This is a genomic window from Oleomonas cavernae, from assembly GCF_003590945.1.
GTDB lineage: Bacteria > Pseudomonadota > Alphaproteobacteria > Zavarziniales > Zavarziniaceae > Zavarzinia > Zavarzinia cavernae.
The window spans coordinates 4,271,479-4,290,484 of sequence record NZ_QYUK01000011.1 but is presented as its reverse complement, the minus strand read 5'-3'; the positions used below and the strand labels follow the sequence as shown (position 1 = coordinate 4,290,484).

General features: G+C 68.4%; 19 protein-coding genes. 4 read left to right on the top strand and 15 right to left on the bottom strand.

What is annotated here, in order from left to right:
- Positions 1-2: 2 nt before the first annotated feature.
- From pstA to D3874_RS24590, 12 genes are all read right to left on the bottom strand, one after another.
- Positions 3-1,325 (bottom strand): phosphate ABC transporter permease PstA, encoded by a 1,323-nt coding sequence (gene pstA / locus D3874_RS24645; protein ID WP_119781970.1) that lies wholly within the window; start codon positions 1,323-1,325, stop codon positions 3-5.
- Positions 1,322-2,695 carry a phosphate ABC transporter permease subunit PstC gene (pstC, locus tag D3874_RS24640; RefSeq protein WP_119781968.1) on the bottom strand — a complete coding sequence of 458 codons (1,374 nt, stop codon included), beginning with the start codon at positions 2,693-2,695 and terminating at the stop codon, positions 1,322-1,324. The genes pstA and pstC overlap by 4 nt, the downstream gene beginning before the upstream one ends.
- Positions 2,696-2,786: 91 nt before the next feature.
- Positions 2,787-3,848: a substrate-binding domain-containing protein gene (locus tag D3874_RS24635; protein ID WP_119781966.1), complete on the bottom strand. Its 1,062-nt coding sequence runs from the start codon at positions 3,846-3,848 to the stop codon at positions 2,787-2,789.
- A 183-nt stretch (positions 3,849-4,031) separates the two neighbouring features.
- Positions 4,032-5,240 (bottom strand): MFS transporter, encoded by a 1,209-nt coding sequence (locus tag D3874_RS24630; RefSeq protein ID WP_119781964.1) that lies wholly within the window; start codon positions 5,238-5,240, stop codon positions 4,032-4,034.
- 16 nt (positions 5,241-5,256) lie between these two features.
- Positions 5,257-6,564: an NAD(P)-binding protein gene (locus tag D3874_RS24625; protein ID WP_119781962.1), complete on the bottom strand. Its 1,308-nt coding sequence runs from the start codon at positions 6,562-6,564 to the stop codon at positions 5,257-5,259.
- 56 nt (positions 6,565-6,620) lie between these two features.
- A complete protein-coding gene (locus tag D3874_RS24620) occupies positions 6,621-6,941 on the bottom strand; it encodes an ArsR/SmtB family transcription factor (protein WP_119781960.1) in 321 nt (106 codons plus the stop codon).
- A 59-nt stretch (positions 6,942-7,000) separates the two neighbouring features.
- Positions 7,001-7,873: an SDR family oxidoreductase gene (locus tag D3874_RS24615; RefSeq protein WP_119781958.1), complete on the bottom strand. Its 873-nt coding sequence runs from the start codon at positions 7,871-7,873 to the stop codon at positions 7,001-7,003.
- A 5-nt stretch (positions 7,874-7,878) separates the two neighbouring features.
- Entirely contained in the window at positions 7,879-9,675 is a 1,797-nt protein-coding gene (locus D3874_RS24610; protein WP_119781956.1) for an acyclic terpene utilization AtuA family protein, read from the bottom strand.
- A gap of 136 nt (positions 9,676-9,811) precedes the next feature.
- Positions 9,812-10,330 (bottom strand): hypothetical protein, encoded by a 519-nt coding sequence (locus D3874_RS24605; RefSeq protein WP_119781955.1) that lies wholly within the window; start codon positions 10,328-10,330, stop codon positions 9,812-9,814.
- Between the two features lie 104 nt (positions 10,331-10,434).
- The gene (locus tag D3874_RS24600) at positions 10,435-10,749 is read right to left on the bottom strand and encodes a hypothetical protein (RefSeq protein WP_119781953.1); all 315 of its coding nucleotides are present in this window, start codon (positions 10,747-10,749) and stop codon (positions 10,435-10,437) included.
- A gap of 62 nt (positions 10,750-10,811) precedes the next feature.
- Positions 10,812-11,741: a hypothetical protein gene (locus tag D3874_RS24595; RefSeq protein ID WP_119781951.1), complete on the bottom strand. Its 930-nt coding sequence runs from the start codon at positions 11,739-11,741 to the stop codon at positions 10,812-10,814.
- A gap of 176 nt (positions 11,742-11,917) precedes the next feature.
- Entirely contained in the window at positions 11,918-13,462 is a 1,545-nt protein-coding gene (locus D3874_RS24590; protein ID WP_119781948.1) for a flavin-containing monooxygenase, read from the bottom strand.
- 92 nt (positions 13,463-13,554) lie between these two features.
- Here D3874_RS24590 and D3874_RS24585 point away from each other — a divergent pair, with 92 nt between their 5' ends.
- A complete protein-coding gene (locus D3874_RS24585; RefSeq protein ID WP_119781946.1) occupies positions 13,555-14,208 on the top strand; it encodes a TetR/AcrR family transcriptional regulator in 654 nt (217 codons plus the stop codon).
- Between the two features lie 2 nt (positions 14,209-14,210).
- On the opposite strand, the gene D3874_RS24580 is transcribed toward D3874_RS24585, so the two are convergent.
- Complete coding sequence (locus D3874_RS24580) at positions 14,211-14,603, bottom strand: hypothetical protein (RefSeq protein ID WP_147385850.1); 393 nt, start codon at positions 14,601-14,603, stop codon at positions 14,211-14,213.
- Positions 14,604-14,717: 114 nt separating this feature from the next.
- Positions 14,718-15,287: a helix-turn-helix domain-containing protein gene (locus tag D3874_RS24575; RefSeq protein ID WP_119781943.1), complete on the bottom strand. Its 570-nt coding sequence runs from the start codon at positions 15,285-15,287 to the stop codon at positions 14,718-14,720.
- 26 nt (positions 15,288-15,313) lie between these two features.
- On the opposite strand from D3874_RS24575, the gene D3874_RS24570 reads away from it, so the two are divergent.
- Positions 15,314-15,817 carry a GNAT family N-acetyltransferase gene (locus tag D3874_RS24570; protein WP_119781941.1) on the top strand — a complete coding sequence of 168 codons (504 nt, stop codon included), beginning with the start codon at positions 15,314-15,316 and terminating at the stop codon, positions 15,815-15,817.
- 10 nt (positions 15,818-15,827) lie between these two features.
- Here the strand turns inward: D3874_RS24570 and D3874_RS24565 are convergent, their stop codons facing one another.
- A complete protein-coding gene (locus D3874_RS24565) occupies positions 15,828-16,304 on the bottom strand; it encodes a hypothetical protein (RefSeq protein WP_119781939.1) in 477 nt (158 codons plus the stop codon).
- A gap of 152 nt (positions 16,305-16,456) precedes the next feature.
- On the opposite strand from D3874_RS24565, the gene ilvD reads away from it, so the two are divergent.
- Both ilvD and D3874_RS24555 read left to right on the top strand, forming a co-directional pair.
- Positions 16,457-18,304 carry a dihydroxy-acid dehydratase gene (gene ilvD, locus D3874_RS24560; protein WP_119781937.1) on the top strand — a complete coding sequence of 616 codons (1,848 nt, stop codon included), beginning with the start codon at positions 16,457-16,459 and terminating at the stop codon, positions 18,302-18,304.
- A 58-nt stretch (positions 18,305-18,362) separates the two neighbouring features.
- Complete coding sequence (locus D3874_RS24555; protein WP_147385849.1) at positions 18,363-18,920, top strand: cell wall hydrolase; 558 nt, start codon at positions 18,363-18,365, stop codon at positions 18,918-18,920.
- The last annotated feature ends 86 nt before the right edge of the window (positions 18,921-19,006 follow it).

The window sequence follows — 19,006 nt, the reverse complement described above, 5'->3', positions numbered from 1 at the left end:
GCTCACCACTTGCGTTCGAATTTCTTGCGGAGATAGATCGCGATCGCGTTCATGAAGGTCAGGAAGACCAGCAGAACCATGATCGCGGCGGAGGTTTTTTCGACGAAGGCCCGCTCCGGGCTGTCCGCCCACAGGTAGATCTGCACCGGCAGCACCGTGGCCGGGCTGGCGAAGCCGCCGGGCACGTCGACGATGAAGGCGACCATGCCGATCATCAGCAGCGGCGCGGTCTCGCCCAGGGCATGGGCCATGCCGAGGATGGCGCCGGTCAGCATGCCGGGCATCGACAAGGGCAGCGTGTGGTGCATCACCGTCTGGATCTTCGAGGCGCCCATGCCGTAGGCCGCCTCGCGGATCGAGGGCGGCACCGCCTTGATCGCGGCGCGGCTGGCGATGATGATGATGGGCAGCGCCTGCAGGGCCAGCACCAGGCCGCCCACCAGCGGGGCCGAGCGGGGCATGCCGAAGAAGTTCAGGAACACGGCGAGGCCCAGCAGGCCGAAGACGATCGAAGGCACCGCCGCCAGGTTGTTGATGTTCACCTCGATCAGGTCGGTCCAGCGGTTCTTGGGCGCGAATTCCTCGAGGTAGATCGCCGCCATCACGCCCAGCGGGAAGGCGATGCCGATGGTTACCACCAGGGTGAAGAACGAGCCCATCACGGCGCCCCACAGGCCGGCGCTTTCCGGCTCGCGGCTGTCGCCGCCGGTCAGCAGTTCGGTGTTGAGCGCCGCCGTCAGGCTGCCGTCGGCCACCAGCTTGTCGTAGATGCCGATCTGGAAGTCGTTCAGCTTGCGCTCGGCCTCCGGCAGGTTGCGGTCCATGAAGCCCTTGCGGAACTGGTCGACCAGGTCGTCGGCCAGCACCTCGACCTTGATGGTCTGGCCGATCAGGCCGGGATCGGCCTTGACCATGTCGGCCAGTTCGTAGGACGCACCCGAGGAGATCAGCCCCATCATCTGGCGCGTCGGGCCGCGGCCCTCGACCTCGGGGAAGCGCTTCTGCATCGCGGCACGCAGGATCGCGTTGTAGTCGGCGGCACCGATCACCGCCGGATCCTTGGAACCCTGCGGATCGATCACCGCCGGGTCCAGCGCCACCTCGAGGTTGATCTTGGTGGTCAGGAACGCGGTCGAGCCCTGGTAGATGATCGAGCCGACCAGCAGGATCAGGAACACCACCGCGACCGAGACCGCGGCGATGCCCCACATCTTGAAGCGGGCCTCGGCGGCATAGCGGCGCTTGAGCAGTCGGTTGAACTTCTCGCGGCCCTCGTCCGTGGTCGAGAACGGCTCGGAGCGGAATTTCTGTGCGACGTCGGTCATTCGTACTGCTCCCGGTACTTACGCACGATGCGCAGGGCGACGATGTTCAGGCACAAGGTGACGACGAACAGGACCAGGCCCAGGGCGAAGGTCGCCAGGGTCTTGGGGCTGTCGAACTCCTGGTCGCCCACCAGGAGGGTCGCGATCTGCACGGTCACCGTGGTCACCGCCTCGAAGGGATTGGCGGTCAGGTTGGCGGAAAGGCCGGCGGCCATGACCACGATCATGGTCTCGCCGATGGCGCGCGAGATCGCCAGCATCAGGGCGCCGACGATGCCCGGCAGGGCGGCGGGAATGATCACCCGCTTGATCGTCTCGGACTTGGTGGCGCCCAGGCCGTAGGAGCCGTCGCGCATGGCCTGCGGCACCGCGGTCATCACGTCGTCGGACAGGGACGAGACGAAGGGAATGATCATCACGCCCATGACGACACCGGCAGCCAGTGCCGATTCGGATGCCACGTCGAGGCCTGCCGCCTGGCCCAACTGGCGCACGAAGGGGGCGACCGTCAGGGCGGCGAAGAAGCCGTAGACCACGGTCGGGATGCCGGCCAGGATTTCCAGCACCGGCTTCAGCACCGAACGTACCCGCCGGTCGGCATATTCCGACATGTAGATCGCCGACATCAGGCCGATCGGGGCGGCCACCGCCATGGCGATCAGCGTGATCAGCAAGGTGCCGGTGAACAGCGGGATCGCGCCGAAGGCGCCGGTCGAGCCGACCTGGTCGGCGCGCAGCGCCGTCTGCGGGCTCCACTGGATGCCGAAGAGGAATTCGGTGATCGAGACTTTGGCGAAGAACTGCGCCGATTCGAAGACCAGCGACAGGATGATGCCGACCGTGGTCAGCACCGCGATGGTCGAGGCGGCCATCAGGGCGATCATCACCGCCCGTTCGACCCGCGGGCGCGCCCGCAACTGCGGGGTCAGGCGGCTCTGCGCGAAGTAGAGGCCGATGATGCCGACGGCCAGCGCGCCGACAGCCAGCGCGAGCCCCGAATAGTCGTGCAGCGAGACGTAGCGCGCCGCGGCGGCGCGCAGGGTGTCCGTCACCTCGCCCGAGATCGAGCCGTTGGCGACGAAGTTGCGCACGTCGGTCATGAACAGGTCGACGCGATCGGCCGTGATCTCGGCCGGCAGGCCGGCCACGACCATGCCGTCGATGATCGAATTCTCGAAGATCAGCCACAGGCCCGCGACCAGCAGGGCCGGCAGGGCGCACCACAAGGCGGTGTAGTAGCCGTAGTAGCCGGGCAGCGAATGCAGCCCCTTGGTCTTGCCGCCGTTGCGCGCCAGCGCGGTCGACCGGCCCATGTAGAAGCCGATGATGCTGAGCAGCAGGATCGTGGCGATGAGGATGTAACTCGGCATGGCTGCGTCTTTCGTAAGCCCCAAGAGAGGACGCCGGGCCAAAGAGGATCCGGCGGCCGCCAGGCAGGCGGCCGCCGGATTTACCGGATGCTTACTTCACGGTCGCCGGGTCGAGCGGGACCATGCCGACGCCGGCGGCGCGGGCCTTGTCGGCCTCGACCTTGGGCAGGGCGATCAGGCCCTTGTCGGCCAGATAGCCGTTCTCGCCCATGGCCTTGTCGGAGGTGTATTCAGCCACGAATTCCTTGATGCCGGGCACGGTACCGACATGGGCCTTCTTGACGTAGATGAACAGCGTGCGCGAGACGCTGTACTTGCCCGAGGAGATGTCCTCGTAGGTCGGCTGCACGCCTTCGATCGTGGCGCCCTGGATCTTGTCGGCATTCTCTTCGAGGAAGCTGTAGCCGAAGATGCCGAAGGCGGCCGGGTTGGCGACCAGCTTCTGGACGATCAGGTTGTCGTTCTCGCCGGCTTCGACATAGACGCCGTCTTCACGCACCTTCATGCAGGCCTTGCCGACATCCTTCTTGTCGACGCCCGAAGCGATGATCACCTCGGTGGCCTTGGCTTCCTCGCAGCCCTTCTCGAGCACCAGCTCGTTGAAGGCGTCGCGGGTGCCGGACGTCGGCGGCGGGCCCAGGATCTCGATCTTGGCCTTGGGCAGCTTGGGATCGATCTCGTCCCAGGTCTTGTAGGGGTTGGCGACGAGCTGGCCGTCGACCACGACCTGGGCGGCCAGGGCCTTCCAGATGATCGCCTTGTCGATTTCGATCTTGGGGCCGCTCTTGGCGTTGGCGAAGACGATACCGTCGAAGCCAACCCGCACTTCGACGATCTGGGTGACGCCGTTCTTGGTGCAGGTCTCGACTTCCGAGGCCTTGATGCGGCGCGAGGCGCCGGTGATGTCAGGGGTGTCTTCGCCGACGCCCGAGCAGAACAGCTTCAGACCGCCGCCGGTGCCGGTCGACTCGACGATCGGGGTCTTGAAGCTGCCGCCCTTGCCGAAGGACTCGGCAACCGCGGTGGTGAAGGGGAACACGGTGGACGAGCCGACGATGCGGATCTGGTCGCGCGCGGCAGCCTGGCCCGCGAAGGCAGCAGTCGCCAGGACGGCGACAGTGCCCAGCAGGGCGAAATGGTTCTTGATGGCCATAGATGTTTCCTCGGGTTGGTCCGAACGGGGGCACCATATCGACCGGGCGAGACTTACATATGACATTATTATTGCAGTTTTATGACATCACTTAAGCCACTGTAATAGCTATGTTTTTAGGAAAAGTAACGGCGGCTGGCCGGACGGGCGGGCGCCGTCCATGACATATATGTCGACTTTGTGTCAGGCCGCCGCGGGCCGGGGGGCCAGCCGGCGCAGCAAGGCCAGATAGGCCGCCAGCGAGGCGACGGCGAAGGCCAGGGCGACGCCCAGGGCGGCATCCATGCCGAAGCCGTCGACCAGCGCGGCAAAGGCGAAGGGCGCCACGGCGGAGACGATCAGGCGCAGAGACGAGAGCCGGCCCAGCAGCGTGCCATAGCCGGCGGCCCCGAACAGGGCCAGCGGCACGACCCCGTAGGCGATGCTCTTCAAACCCTGGCCAGCGCCGTAGAACAGGGCGAAGACGACGGCAAAAGCGGTGCCCTGGCCGCTGCCCAGAACCGCGGCCAGGGCCACCGGCAGGGCCGACGCGGCCAGCAGGCCGACGGTGGTGGCGCCCCAGCCCTTGCCGCCGACCATCTCGATGAAGCGGGCGCCGACCTGCGCCGGGCCGATCAGGGCCGCGACCCAGATCGCCGTCGACGGCGCCGTCCCCAGCGCGCCCAGGATGGTCAGGACATAGACCGGAAAGACCGCCAGCACGAAGCCGCCCAGGCAGAACGACGTGGCCAGCAGGACGAAGGCCGGCTGGCGCCACAGCGATCCCGCCGCCTGGGGCGCGACAACCTCGCCCACGACCGGTGGCGCTACCCGGCGCCCCTGGCGATCGGCCGGGGCCAGGCACAGGTAGTGCGTGGGCACGCAGGTGACGAACATCGCCGCCGCAAACACGAGATAGGTCTCGCGCCAGCCCAGGTGGTCGACCAGATAGGTGGTCAACGGCCAGAACAGGGTCGAGGCGAAGCCGGCGATCAGGGTCAGCGCCGTGATCACCCGGCGTGCCCGCGGCCCGGCGATCTGGCTGATGCCGGTGAAGGCGGCGTCGTAGAGCACAAAGGTCGAGGCCGCCTGGAGCAGGACCAGCGCCACGCCATAGCTCACCGGCCCCTGCACCAGGGCCATGGCCGCCAGGGCCAGCGCCGCCGCCGCGGAACCGATGGTCATGGGCAGGCGGACACCGAAGCGGTCGAACTGCCGCCCGGCCACCGGCGCCATCAGCCCGCCCGCCAGCAGGCCCAGCGAGAAGCAGCCGTAGGTGAAGGAACTGGACCAGCCGAATTCGGCCATCAGCGCCGGCGCCATGACCGTGAAGGCGTAATAGAGCGCGCCGTAGCCCATGATCATGGTCAGGCCCAGTCCGGCGATCAGCCCGCCGAAGCCGCGTTCACCCATCGCTACCGACCACCCCTCAGGCCGCGCTGCCGCAACAGGCAGCCGCGCGCTCTCCGCAAGCCGCCGCCGTTGCCGCCACCGGGATCGAGCAGACCCCGGTTTCCGGCAGGACCAGTTGCACGTCGTCGGCCGCCGCCAGGTCGCCGGCCAGCGCCGCCACCACCGAGCGGACCTGCTCGTAGCCGGTCAGCAGCAGGAAGGTCGGCGCCCGGCCATAGCTCTTGACGCCCACGGTATAGAAGCCGGGCTCGGGATGCGACAGTTCGCGGTGGCCGTGGGGCGGCACCGAGCCGCAGGAATGGACATTGGGATCGATCAGCGGCCCCAGGGCCTTGGCACTCTCCAGCCAGGGGTCGAGGTCGAGGCGCAGTTCCCGGGCCAGGGACAGGTCCGGCCGGTGGCCCGTCGCCACCACGATCCGGTCCACCGGGCCGATGGCCATGCCCGCCGCGCCTTCCACCACCAGGCGCGCACCGTCCGCCCGCACCGCGGTGGCCGCGAAGCCCTCGACCAGGGTGACCTTGCCGCTGTCGACCAGGTTCTTCACGTCGAGGCCCAGTTCGCCCCGGGCCGGCAACTGGTCCGCCTGCCCGCCGCCATAGAGCCGGGTCAGGTCGCGGCCCCGAGTCGCCCAGATGATCCGGGTCGTGGGCTCCAGCTTGGCCAAGGCCACGAGATCGAGCAGGACATTGGCCGCCGAATGGCCCCCGCCCACCACCAGGACGGTGCGCCCGGCATAGGTTTCGCGGTCGCGGCCGCGCACATCGGGAATGCCGTAGGCGATCTTGTCGGCGAAGGCGGCCTCGCCTTGCGCGGGCAGGCCGTCGGCGCCCAGGGGATTGGGCGTGGCCCAGGTGCCCGAGGCGTCGATCACCGCCCGGGCCAGGTCGTGGCGCAGGCCGGCCGCGGTTTCGACACGCAGCACGAAGGGCCGCCCGTCGCGCCCGCGGCTGGTGACCTTGTCCAGGCCCTGGCGGGAAATGGCGGTCACGCGCGCGCCGGTCTCGACCGCCGCGGCCAGCGCCGGCAGGCGCGCCAGCGGCGCCAGATAGGCCCGGTTCAGCGCCTCGCCCGTGGGCATGGCATCGGCCGGCGGCGCGCTCCAGCCGGCGGCCTCCAGCAGGGCCCGGGCCGCCGGATCGATGCAATAGCGCCAGGGCGTGAACAGCCGGACATGGCCCCAGTCGGCGACATGGGCGCCGACCGCGGCGCCCGCCTCATACAGCTTCACGGCCATGCCGCGGCTGACGAGCTGCGCCGCCGCGGCCAGGCCCACCGGGCCGCCGCCGACGATCGCAACAGGAAGGGATTCATTCGCCGGCATGCCGATCTCCTTCGATCATTCCAGATTATTCGAAATATCAGCCGAAAAAAACGTCGTCAGGCGACGGCCGCGGCCTCGTCACGCGAACAGGACGCCTCGACGCAGCACTCGGCGACCAGGAAGCCGACCAGCGCGTCCATGGCCTGATAGTTGGCCCGGCAGATCAGGGTCGTCGCCTGCCGGTCCTGGGTCACCAAGCCGGTCAGGATCAGGCGGTGCAGATGGTGCGACAGGGTCGAGGCGGCGATGCCGATCCGCTCCTGCAGCCGCCCCACCGGCAGGCCTTCGCGTCCGGCCCGCACCAGGGTGCGGTAGACCGTCAGCCGGGTCGGGTTGCCCAGGGCCTCGAGCTGCTTCGATACTTGTTCGACTTTCATGGAAATACTGTCGAACCCGCCCGCGGCGGTGTCAACCCGCTATTTCGACAATTATCGAATTATCGCCCCGGGAACGGGGAAGGCTGGGGCGTGGTGTACCAGTCGGGACGGGGGATGGTCCATTGGTCGCCCCAGATCTGGGCGCCGCCGTCGACGTGGAGCATTTCGCCGGTGATGAAATTGCCCGAGGGGCCGGCCAGGTAGGCGGCGGCCTCGGCGACGTCCAAGGCCCCGCCGAAGCGGCGCATCAGGTTGGTGTCGGGCATGCTGTCGCGGGCTTCCGCCGAATAGACGTTCATGCCCTCGGTCGCGATGATCCCGGGGGCGATGCAGTTGATGCGGATCCCCAGGGGCGCCCATTCCACCGCCACCGTCTTGGACAGATGCACCACGCCGGCGCGTGCCGCGCAAGTGTGCGCGACGCCCGGCATGCCGCGGCCGACCACGGCGACGATGTTGACGATGGCACCCGGCCGGCCGGCATCGCGCCAGTGCCGGGCCGCCGCCTGCATCATGTGCCAGGTGCCGTTCAGGTTGGTGTCGATGACGGCGTTGAAGCCCTTGGGCGAGAAATCGATCGCGGCCTGGGGAAACTGTCCGCCGGCATTGTTGACCAGGATGTCGACCGCGCCGAAGCGGTCCCATGCCGCCTGGTGCAGCGCCGCCACCGCTTCCGGGTCGCGGATCGACGCGGCGTGGACATGGGCTTCGATCCCCGCCCGGCCCAGCAGCGCGGCGGTCGCCTCCAGCTTCTCAGGCTTGCGCCCGGTCAGCACCAGCTTCGCGCCCAGCCGGCCGAAGGTCGCCGCGATCGACTTGCCGATGCCCGTGCCGGCGCCCGAGATGATCGCCACCCTGTCCTTGAGCAGATCGGCCCGATAGCTGACCGGCAGGGTCAGGAGTTCGTCGTCCGTGTAACCGAAGCGTTCCATCGTCGTCACAATCCTTCGCTCTCGGGCACCAGGCCGGGCGGCACGGCAACGGGGAAGTCCATCAGCATCTGGGCGAAGGCCTTGCCCTGCGGGTCGATGCGGATCGAGGCAACGCCGCCGCCGCCCAGCGAATCATGCAGCAGGAAATTCAGCGCGTCGAAGCCCGGCAGGTCGAAACGCTCGACCCGGGTGACCCCGGTATGGGCATACCAGGCCGCCACCGCCTCGGGGGTCAGCGCCGCGCGGATATAGGGCAGATAGCCCGGCAGCCGGGCGATGATGCCGACATTGGCGATATTGCCCTTGTCGCCCGACCGCCCCACCGCCAGCGCGATCAGGGGCACGGCATGGCCCGTCGAGGCGATGGCGGCAACCGCGGACACTTCCGGGATAGGCGTCTTGGCCGGCGGCGGCGGACTGGCGACGGCAAAGGTCTCCTCGCCCAGGTGAACCTGGGCCGGGGTCTGCATCGCCGGCCACAGGAAGGAGAAATTGCGGAACACCGGCTGCACCGTCGGCCGGCCGGCATAGAGGCCGGTCAGGCCCTGCGCGGTCGCCGTCGCCGCGGGCGCCACTTCCCGGGCCAGCAGTTCCAGGCTGTCGGCACCGGGCGCCCGGGCGCCGATTTTCAGCACGATCTCGCGGGTCCGGGCGGCGGCGGGATGGGCATGGGGGCCATAGGTCGCCTCGCTGCCCAGCACCTCGATCGAGGTTTCGGTGAAATCGGCCAGGTTCCGGGCGGCGATCAGGCGCCGCGCCCGGGCGATGATCGCCTCGCCGACGCGGGCCGCCTTGGCCGCCGCCTCGCGCCCGCCGATGGTGATCGCCCCGATCATGCGGAAGCCGTCGGCCACCGTGGCACTGACCTTCAGGGTGCCGCTGGCCGGCCGGCCCCGCGCGCCCGACACCCGCACCCGGTTTTCGCCCGCCTGTTCCAGGCGCACGCTGCGGAAGTCGCAGGTTACATCCGGCAGGACATAGGCGGCCGGGTCGCCGATCTCGTAGAGCAGTTGTTCGCCCGCCGACAGGGGCGTGATCAGGCCGCCGGTGCCCTCGGGCTTGGCCAGGACGAAGCTGCCGTCGCCCGCCACCTCGACGATGGGGAAACCCATGTCGTCCCAGCCCGGCACCTCGCGCCAGTCGGTGAACAGGCCGCCGGTGCCCTGCGCCCCGCATTCGATCAAGTGCCCGGCCAGCGAGCCCTGTGCCAAGCGGTCCCAATCTTGCCAGTTCCAGCCGAAATGATGGACCAGCGGCCCCAGGGTCACGGCACTGTCGACGCAGCGCCCGGTGATGACGATCTCGGCGCCCTGGTCCAAGGCGGCGGCGATCGGCCGCGCGCCCAGATAGGCATTGGCGGTGATCAGCTTCTCGGGCAGGGCGGCGCCGGTGAACATCTCGGTGACACCCGCCGCGCGCAGCTCGGCCTCGGCCGGCTTCAGGTCGTCGCCGGTGACCACCGCGATCTTGAACGCCAGGCCCTGCTCCGCCGCCTTGGCCGCCAGCGCGGCGGCGCAGGCGGCCGGGTTCATGCCGCCGCCGTTGGAGACGACGCGGATGCCCTGGCGCTTGATTTCGGCCAGGTGCGGCGCCACCGCCTCGATGAAGTCGGGAACATAGCCTGCGTCGGGCTTGCGGGCCTTCACCCGCGCCAGCAGCGACAAGGTGACCTCGGCCAGCCAGTCGAAGACCAGGAAATCGAGCTGGCCCAGCGCGACCAGTTGCCCGGTCCCCGCCAGGCTGTCGCCCCAGAAGCCCGAGGCGCCGCCGATGCGGAGCCCCGCCTTGTCCCTCGCCGCCACGTCGCCTCCAACTTGAATTCAATTCATTTTGGAGCACCATAGACAAACCGGCCGCGGTCGGCAAGAGCAGCCGTGACCATGAAAAAACCCGCCGCCCGGGTGGGCGGCGGGGCTCTTCTCCACTGGTCTCAAGTGGTTACTTGATGGTGACGGTACCCTGCGCGCCGGCACCCACCGGCGGGACCACGCCGCCCACGGCACCGGCGGCGCCGTCCAGGGTCTTGTCCGCCGCGCCGGCGAGGCCGGTCACCGCCTTGCCGGCGGTATCGGTGGCAGCGCCCGCGGCACCTTCGACGGCACCCGTGGCGGCCGAACTGTCGGCGGCAGCACCGCCCTGGACGGCGACGCCCGGGGCCGAAGCGCTGGCGCTCCCGCCGGCGGCGACCGGCGGCACCACGCCGCCCGCCGCACCGGCAGCACCCTCGACAACCGTGCCGGCGCTGTCGGTGACCGTGTCCAGCACGCTCTTGGTCTTGCCGGCGGCACCAAGGCCCAGGCCCGCATCGGCGGCAGCGCCGCCCTGGACCGAGACACCCGGCACCGCCACGCCGACGCCCGCACCGGTCGTGGCGTCCGGGGGATTGGCCAGGGCAGGGCCGGTCAGGCCGGCGATAAGCGCCGTGCAAGCAACGACGAAGGAAAGACGATTAGACATGGACCAACTCCTGATCGGGGGACCCCATCGCACGGCACCACGGCCGTGCGATACCCGGTCAAGAAATGGCCCGACCCGTCCGGCGGTTCCCGCCGGGGCGGCCTTTACCGGCTGCGCGTACCGTCCGAATCGCCCTGTTTAGAGGCGCTGGTTTCGGCCGGCACGGCGGTGGTGCCAGCGCTTGCGGTCGGGCGCTGCGACACCTTGTCCTCGCCGTCGTCGAAGCTGGGCGGACCCAGCTTCAGGCCGCTCTGGGCGCCGATCTCCTCGACCGCCGGCAGGCCGGAGGATCCCGCCTGGGCGGTCGTGGCAAGGCCGAGGCCGAGCACCGCCGAGGCAATGAGAACTGATGTACGGAAAAGCAACATGACCAACTCCTCGGTCTCTTCGCCCCCGAAATGGGGGAGAAACCGATCCATTTCCACTATCGTGGGGACACCCCCTGCCATGCACAAAGAGCGTGGCGCGGGACGGCGACCGGTCAGGCCGGCGGGGATTGCGTCGTCTTGCGCGCCCGCAGCAGGCGCTCTTCCAATTCCAGCAGGCTGCCGGGATCGGCCAGATCACCCGCCGCCTCGCGCGCCAGCACGGCATCGAGCTCGTCGGCCAGGCCACCCAGCAGATCCCGGGTGCGCAGGGTCAGGCCGATGTCGGCGCGCAGGGCGGCGAGCGCCCGTTCGGCACTGTCCTGGGCTCGCCTAGCCGCGGCGACCACCGCCGGGCTGTCCGACTGCCCGGCCCGGCCCAGCAGGTCATCGAGCCTGGTCAGCACGGGCGCGACCAGCCGCGGCACGCGAGCGGCATCGCCCGACAGCACGGTGGCGGTCACCCCCGGCGGCAGGGCGCCGGACACGGTTCGCCCCAAGGCGCGGCGGCGAAGCTCGATGATTTCGCGCATGGTGCCCTGCACCGCCCCGGTCAATTCATAGGCATGCTCGCGGTCGACCCCGGCGCCCAGGCCCAGCAGCGCGGCATGAACACCGGCCAGCCGGTCGAACAGGTTCTCCAGCCGGCGCCGTTCGTCGGGGCTGTAGGCCAGCCGGTCGATATCGCCCAGCACCACCTCGATGGCGACGGCATAGGCTTCGAAGGCGGCGCGCGCCGGGGTCCGGGCAGCCCCCAGGACACCGAGGCCGGCGCGCCGCGACAGCCAGCGCCGGGCCAGCAGCAGGCCGCCGGTGAGCACGACCGCCGGCAGGAAACCGGCGGCCAGGCCCCCCGCCCCCAGCACAAAGCCCAGGAAGGTGCTGGCCGTGACGGTGTTGACCAGGCCGAGCATGAAAACCGCCCAGAAGGCGCAGACCCCGCCCACGATGTAGCGGCTGCTCCAGCGCTCGCGCCGCTGCTTGGCTGCCACCAGGGCCCGCCAGCGGTCGAGGCCTTCATCAGCGGTAAGGTCGAGGACGGTCATGTAGAGAGGCGGCTCACGCGTAAATACGCGCCTCACCTTGCCCCTATGGGGGCGAAATTCAAGTGCCGCCATCTTTCATCGTCGTCCCGGCCTTGAGCCGGGACCTTGTGCCGATAGAGGCGCCTTCTGGTCGCGAGGTCCCGGCTCGAGGCCGGGACGGCGCTTGCTGATGACGATTATTCGGCCGCGATGGCCGTCGTCTCGTTGCGATTGGCGGCAACCACGGTCACCGGGGTCGCGACATAGTCGGTCGGGTTCACGCGGGCGGTCTGGCGGCGGAAGCGGAAGGTGAAGTCCGGCCACAGGGTGACGTTGCGGCCCTGGTCGTCGCGGTACCACGAGACGCAGCCGCCGTTGTTCCACACCGTGCCGTCCAGCTTGCCCGCCAGGCGCTGGTTATACTCGGCCTGGACCTGCGGCTTCACGTCGATGTGGTTGTAGCCTTCACGCCGCATCAGCTTCAGGGCATCGACCACATAGGCGATCTGGCTTTCGATCATGTAAACCATGGACGAATGGCCCAGGCCGGTGTTCGGCCCCATCAGGAAGTACATGTTGGGGAAGCCGGTCACGGCGGTGCCCAGGTAGGCCTGCGCGCCCGTCTGCTTCCAGCGGCTGTTCAGGTCCTCGCCGCCCATGCCGGTGATCGGCAGGCCCGAGAGCATGTCGGTCGCCTTGAAGCCCGTGCCGTAGATGATGCAGTCGACCTTGTGCTCGACCCCGTCGTCGGTGATCACGCCGCTGGGCGTAATCTCGCGGATCCCCGTGGTGATGACGTCGACGTTCTCGCGGGTCAGGGCCGGGTAGTAATCATTGGAGATCAGCACGCGCTTGCAGCCGATGGTGTAGTCGGGCGTCACCTTGGCGCGCAGCACCGGGTCCTTGATCTGCTTGCCGATGTAGCGCAGCGCCATGTGCTGCACTTTCTCCATCAGCTTAGGCTTGTAGGCAAAGCCCAGGACGCGCATTTCCAGGAACCAGTAGATCGCCTCGCGGAAGGCGCGCTGGAAGCCGGGGACGTAGTTGTTCAAGGCGCGCTCGAAGCCGCCGATCGCCCGGTCGGGCTTGGGCATCACCCAGGGGGCGGTGCGCTGGAACAGCTTCAGTTCCGCCACCTTGGGCGCGATCTGGGGCACGAACTGGATGGCGCTGGCACCCGTGCCGATCACGGCCACGGTCTTCCCCGCCAGGTCGTAGCTGTGGTTCCAGTTCTGTGAATGGAAGGTCTCGCCCTGGAAAGTCTCGCGGCCCTTGATATTGGGATAGGCCGGGATCGACAGGCCGCCCATGCCGGAGATCACGGCGCGGGCGGTGACCACCTCGCCGGTCCTGGTGGTGATGCGCCACAGGCCGGCGGCCTCGTCGAAGGCCGCACCGGTCAACTGGACACCGAAGCGGATGTGCGGCAGCACGCCGTATTTGGTCGCGCACTTCTCGAGATAGGCGCGGATTTCCGGCTGGGGCGAATACATCCGCGACCAGTTGGGGTTCTGCTCGAACGAGAAGGAGTAGAGGTGGCTCTGCACGTCGCAGGCACAACCGGGATAGTGGTTGTCGCGCCAGGTGCCGCCCACCGTTTCGGCCTTTTCCAGCACGACGAAATCGTCGAGCCCGGCCTTCTTCATCTGGATGGCCATGCCCAGGCCCGAGAAGCCCGTGCCGATGATCGCCACGTCGAAATCAGGCTTGGTGACCAGGGGGTGGCGCAGCGGGGCATTCATCGAGGCATCCTCCAGGGGGCGGTTTCTATCTGACAACGTCTCGTGTCAATTGCGAGATTGCATCTGACAACGATCAATGTCAATATCAAAAAATGAACTCGACAGCCGCCATCGCCAAAGTCCCGCCCGGCCGCACCTATCGCGGCGCCAGCAACGAGGAACGCCGCGCCGAACGCCGGCAAAAGCTCATCGAGGCGGCGATCGAGGTTTACGGCGACGTCGGCTTCCACGCCGCGACGGTGAAGCAGGTCTGTGCCCAGGCCGGCCTGACCGAGCGCTATTTCTACGAATCCTTCGAGAATGCCGAGGCGCTGCTGGCGGCCGGCTACCTGGCCGTGATGGACCGGCTGCAGGCCGAAGTCCTGGCCGCCATCGCCGCCGCGCCGCGCGACATGGGCGCGATCACCCGGGCGGCGCTGACCACCTATTATCGCCTGCTGCGCGAGACGCCCAAGGCGGCACGGGTCTTCCTGGTCGAGATCCTAGGGGTCAGCCCGGCGGTCGACGCGCTCTATTGGGATGCCATCCGCAACCTGTCGCTGACCGTGCTGCAATTCTGGCCGGAAGCGACAGAGCGGGCACGGGCCCAGGGCATCGACCTGAACCTCTTCGCCGACGGCCTGATCGGGGCCACCGTGCAGATCGCGCTGGGCTGGGTCCGCTCGGGCTATGCCCAACCGGTGGAAACCGTGGTCGAGACGGCCATGGCCATCCTGGGCGCGGTCAACCGGCAGTACGGCGGCTAGGCTCAATCGCCGCCGCCACCACCCCCGCCACCGCCACCACCGCCGCCGTCACGCTGGCGACCACCCCCGAGCTGATCGGCGAGCCGGTCGATCTCGCCCTGCCGGGTGAATTCGAAGCCGAGAATATTGCCCGCGGCACTGCGCACCGGCTGGGCCTGGTAGCGCCTCTTGGACACCGGGTCGACCTTCTCATAGGCCGTCCCGCGACTGTCGAAGTGAGCGTCGCCGGCATCATCGAGACGGCCGAAGACACCGGGAAAGCCCGGCATGGCGCGGAACGGCGGCACCGGCTTTGAACCCGTGAGTTCATCGCAACTGGCGCCGCTGAGGCTGAACACCAGCAGGAGCCCTAAAAGGGCTTTGACGGCCAGACGAGATATCGTGGACAGAGTCATTGCGTTGCCCCCTTCGCAATCACGAGATAAGCAACGCAAACCAACCCCCAGCAGAGGGTAGCATCGGAACCAGGCGGGTTCAATCGAGGGTGCACGACAACACCTTGCGGCGTCTCAGGCCACCCGCAGCACCAGCACCGCATAGCGGCAAGGCGCCTTGCCCTCGTTGTGGAAGACGCAGTCGGTGGGCGGGCCCAGTTCCAGACAATCGCCCTCGCCCAGGCGGTGGGTGACCTCGCCCTCGACGAAGACCAGCGCACCGCCCAGCACCCAGATCAATTGCCGGATGAAGGCATAGGACGACGCCGGATAGGGCACGCTGGCGCCCGCGGGCAGTTCGACCTGCACCAGATCGAGCGGCAGGTCCGAGGCCGGCGAGACATGGCGCCGGACGTAGCCGGTCGTCGGGTCGACCCAGCGCGGCTGCTCGCCGGCCCGCAGCAGCCGGCCGGGGTGTAATTCGATCCGTGCCAGCAGGGTCGACATGGTCAGTTCCAGCGCCCCCGACAGGCGGCCCAGCAGCGACGCGGTGGGGCTGCTCTCGCCCCGCTCGATCTTGTTGATCATCGCCCGCGAGACGCCCGAGCGCTGCGCCAGCTCGGTCAGGGACCAGCCCCGGGTCTCGCGTTCGAGGCGGATACGCGCCCCTAGACGGGCATCGAGATCGTTCACTATAGTGGACATGCGTATAGCATAAAGGACGCTGGCGGATGAACAAGAGCCTTTCCATCCGCGATGCCGGCGAGGGCGACCTGGCCGGCATCCTCGAGATCTACAACGATGCCGTCGCCCACACGACGGCGATCTGGAACGACACGCTGGTGGACCTGGAAAATCGCCGCGCCTGGCTCGCCCTGCGCCAGTCCCAGGGGTTTCCGGTCCTGGTGGCGGTGGATGGCGACGGCGCCGTTCTGGGCTATGCCTCCTACGGCGACTGGCGGCCCTTCGACGGCTATCGTTACACCGTCGAGCATTCGGTCTATGTCCATAAGGCCTGCCGGGGGGCCGGCGCCGGCCGCCTGCTGCTCGCCGCCCTGATCGAGCGCGCCCGGGCGGCTGGCAAGCATGTCATGGTCGCGGGCATCGACGCCGCCAACGAGGCCTCGATCGCCCTGCACGAAAAGCAGGGCTTTCGCCGGTCCGGCCTGATCGAGCAGGTCGGCCGCAAGTTCGACCGCTGGCTCGACCTGGTGTTCATGGACAAGCGGCTATAAGCCCTGCCGGTCAGCCCGGGTCGTGGTGGTGGGGCTCGTTGTGCCGGCGCAGCACACGCCAACCCAGATACCAGCCGGCGCCGATGATCAGGACCGCCAGATAGGGGCTCAAGCCCCCGGCGAGCCCCAGGCCGGCAATGGCACTGGGGATCAGGATCAAGGCCAGGCCGCTGCGATCGGCGGCGAAGCCGTCAATGCTCTGCGGGTCGATCGCGCCGTTGACGATGCGGGCCGCCAGGGCGGCCGCGTCGGGACAGGCTTCGCCGTCCAGCCGCGCCTTGAACAGGATGTTAGTGAGTTCCGCCTTGCCGCCGTCGCTACGCAGGATACTGCGCGCCACCGTCCGGGGGTTGTCGCCGGCGGCGGCGATCAGGTCGCCGACGCTGCAGGGCCGACCCTGGTCGGTGCCGACCACCCAGGCGGTCAGCCGTGCGATGCGCTTGTCGAGGTCGAGATCGCGCGGATCCCGTCGCGTCACTGGTTCCATGGAGAGCCTCCCTCCATCTGCCCCTCTATCACGCGACCTCTCCGGCCCCGCTGTCGAGCCCTGATATGGGCTTGGACCTCATCTTCCTCGATCGCGCTTGCGTATCTGCCCCGAGTGTTGCATTCCGACCAGACACGATCCAGGTCAGACCCATGCCCGACTATCGCTCCAAGACCTCCACCCACGGCCGCAACATGGCCGGCGCCCGCGCCCTGTGGCGCGCCACCGGCATGAAGGAAGGCGATTTCGGCAAGCCGATCATCGCCATCGCCAATTCCTTCACCCAATTCGTGCCTGGCCACGTCCACCTGAAGGACCTGGGCCAGATGGTGGCGCGCGAGGTCGAGAAGGCCGGCGGCGTGGCCAAGGAATTCCACACCATCGCGGTCGACGACGGCATCGCCATGGGCCATGACGGCATGCTCTACAGCCTGCCGTCGCGCGACCTGATCGCGGATTCGGTCGAATACATGGCCAATGCCCATTGCGCCGACGCGCTGATCTGCATCTCCAATTGCGACAAGATCACGCCGGGCATGCTGATGGCGTCGCTGCGCCTGAACATCCCCACCATCTTCGTCTCGGGCGGGCCGATGGAAGCGGGCAAGGTGAACTGGAAGGGCAAGATCCAGGCGGTTGATCTTGTGGATGCCATGGTCGCCGGCGCCGATCCCAATGTGTCCGACGAGGAAAGCCTGGAGATGGAACGGTCGGCCTGCCCGACCTGCGGGTCCTGCTCGGGCATGTTCACCGCCAATTCCATGAACTGCCTGACGGAAGCGCTGGGCCTGTCGCTGCCAGGCAACGGCACCATCGTGGCGACCCATGCCGACCGCCGCGACCTGTTCCTGTGGGCCGGCCGCCTGATCGTCGACCTCGCCCGGTCCTACTACGAGGGCGAGGACGAGCGCGTCCTGCCGCGCTCGATCGCCTCGTTCAAGGCTTTCGAGAATGCCATGACCCTGGACATCGCCATGGGCGGTTCGACCAACACGGTGCTGCACCTCCTGGCGGCCGCCTTCGAGGCGGGGGTGGACTTCACCATGGCCGATATCGACCGGCTGTCACGCAAGGTGCCCAACATCTGCAAGGTGGCGCCGGCCAAGAACGACGTCCACATCGAGGACGTCCACCGCGCCGGCGGCATCGTGGCCATCCTGGGCGAGCTCGACCGCGGCGGCCTGATCCACCGCGACGTGCCCACCGTCCATGCCTCGACCCTGGGCAAGGCGATCGACAAGTGGGACGTGAAGCGCAAGCCCAGCGACGAGACCCTGCACTTCTTCAAGGCCGCCCCCGGCGGCGTCCCCACCACCGTCGCCTTCAGCCAGGACAAGCGCTTCGCCGACCTGGACCTGGACCGTGAGGCCGGCGTGATCCGCGACGTGCCCCATGCCTTCTCCAAGGATGGCGGCTTGGCCGTGCTCTACGGCAATATCGCCGCGGACGGCTGCATCGTGAAGACCGCCGGCGTCGATGCCTCGATCCTCACCTTCAAGGGCCCGGCACGCATCTTCGAGAGCCAGGATGCGGCGGTGGAAGCGATCCTGGGCGACCGCATCGTGGCGGGCGACGTGGTGGTGATCCGCTACGAGGGGCCGCGCGGCGGCCCCGGCATGCAGGAAATGCTCTATCCCACCTCGTTCCTGAAATCCAAGGGCCTGGGCAAGGCCTGCGCCCTGATCACCGACGGCCGCTTCTCGGGCGGCACCTCGGGCCTTTCCATCGGCCATGTCTCGCCGGAAGCGGAAGAAGGCGGCGCCATCGGCCTGGTCGAGGAGGGCGACATGATCGAGATCGACATCCCGGCGCGGACCATCCACCTGGCAGTCAGCGACGAGGTCATGTCACATCGCCGCGCCGCGATGGAGGCCAAGGGCGGGCAGGCCTGGCAGCCGGCGCTGCCGCGGCCGCGCAAGGTGTCCACCGCGCTGAAGGCCTATGCCGCCATGGCGACCAGCGCCGCCAAGGGTGCGGTCCGCGACGTCTCGAAACTGTAACGCATTGACCTCACTCCCCTTCCCTGGCAGGAATCGCGCCGGGGAAGGGGAGTGGGGCATGAGATTTTCGTCCATTGCCGGCGTCATGCTGGCTGCCGGCACGCTTGCGGCCTGCGCCCTGCCGGTGCAGCAGGCCTCCCACGCCGCCGCCCCGGTGCCGGGCATCGCCGCGCCGCCGCCGGTGCATGATCCCCTGCCGCCCGCGCCCCAGGCCCGCAACGTCACCGTGACCGATCGCGACTGCCTGATCGTCACCCTGTACTACGAGGCGGGCGGCGAAGGGGCCAAGGGCCTGGCGGCGGTGGGCCATGTCGTGCTCAACCGGCTGGACAACCGCCCGCCCGATACCACGATCTGCGACGTGATCTACGAGAAGGGCCAGTTCGGCTGGACCCGCAAGGTGCCGCGCAAGAGCATTCCCGGCGTGATCGGCACCACCCAGCGCTGGCAGAATGCCGCCGTCATCGCCGATGCTGTCCTCTCCGGGACCATCGGCGATCCCACCGACGGTGCCCATTCCTTTTACTCGATCCTGCAATACGGCAAGCGCACGCCCAAATGGGCCCGCAAGCTGACCCGCACCGCCCAGATCGGCAACCACGTCTTCCTGCGCTGAGCCTGGCGGGGGCGCGGTGCGTCCTTCGACAGGCTCGAGGCATGAGGGGGAGTCTTTGTGGCAAAAAGATTCTCCTCATGGTGAGC

Coding starts and splice junctions, on each gene's coding strand:
- pstA (WP_119781970.1), bottom strand. CDS start 1,325: ATGACCGACGTCGCACAGAAATTCCGCTCCGAGCCGTTCTCGACCACG.
- pstC (WP_119781968.1), bottom strand. CDS start 2,695: ATGCCGAGTTACATCCTCATCGCCACGATCCTGCTGCTCAGCATCATC.
- D3874_RS24635 (WP_119781966.1), bottom strand. CDS start 3,848: ATGGCCATCAAGAACCATTTCGCCCTGCTGGGCACTGTCGCCGTCCTG.
- D3874_RS24630 (WP_119781964.1), bottom strand. CDS start 5,240: ATGGGTGAACGCGGCTTCGGCGGGCTGATCGCCGGACTGGGCCTGACC.
- D3874_RS24625 (WP_119781962.1), bottom strand. CDS start 6,564: ATGCCGGCGAATGAATCCCTTCCTGTTGCGATCGTCGGCGGCGGCCCG.
- D3874_RS24620 (WP_119781960.1), bottom strand. CDS start 6,941: ATGAAAGTCGAACAAGTATCGAAGCAGCTCGAGGCCCTGGGCAACCCG.
- D3874_RS24615 (WP_119781958.1), bottom strand. CDS start 7,873: ATGGAACGCTTCGGTTACACGGACGACGAACTCCTGACCCTGCCGGTC.
- D3874_RS24605 (WP_119781955.1), bottom strand. CDS start 10,330: ATGTCTAATCGTCTTTCCTTCGTCGTTGCTTGCACGGCGCTTATCGCC.
- D3874_RS24600 (WP_119781953.1), bottom strand. CDS start 10,749: ATGGATCGGTTTCTCCCCCATTTCGGGGGCGAAGAGACCGAGGAGTTG.
- D3874_RS24595 (WP_119781951.1), bottom strand. CDS start 11,741: ATGACCGTCCTCGACCTTACCGCTGATGAAGGCCTCGACCGCTGGCGG.
- D3874_RS24590 (WP_119781948.1), bottom strand. CDS start 13,462: ATGAATGCCCCGCTGCGCCACCCCCTGGTCACCAAGCCTGATTTCGAC.
- D3874_RS24585 (WP_119781946.1), top strand. CDS start 13,555: ATGAACTCGACAGCCGCCATCGCCAAAGTCCCGCCCGGCCGCACCTAT.
- D3874_RS24580 (WP_147385850.1), bottom strand. CDS start 14,603: ATGACTCTGTCCACGATATCTCGTCTGGCCGTCAAAGCCCTTTTAGGG.
- D3874_RS24575 (WP_119781943.1), bottom strand. CDS start 15,287: ATGTCCACTATAGTGAACGATCTCGATGCCCGTCTAGGGGCGCGTATC.
- D3874_RS24570 (WP_119781941.1), top strand. CDS start 15,314: ATGAACAAGAGCCTTTCCATCCGCGATGCCGGCGAGGGCGACCTGGCC.
- D3874_RS24565 (WP_119781939.1), bottom strand. CDS start 16,304: ATGGAACCAGTGACGCGACGGGATCCGCGCGATCTCGACCTCGACAAG.
- ilvD (WP_119781937.1), top strand. CDS start 16,457: ATGCCCGACTATCGCTCCAAGACCTCCACCCACGGCCGCAACATGGCC.
- D3874_RS24555 (WP_147385849.1), top strand. CDS start 18,363: ATGAGATTTTCGTCCATTGCCGGCGTCATGCTGGCTGCCGGCACGCTT.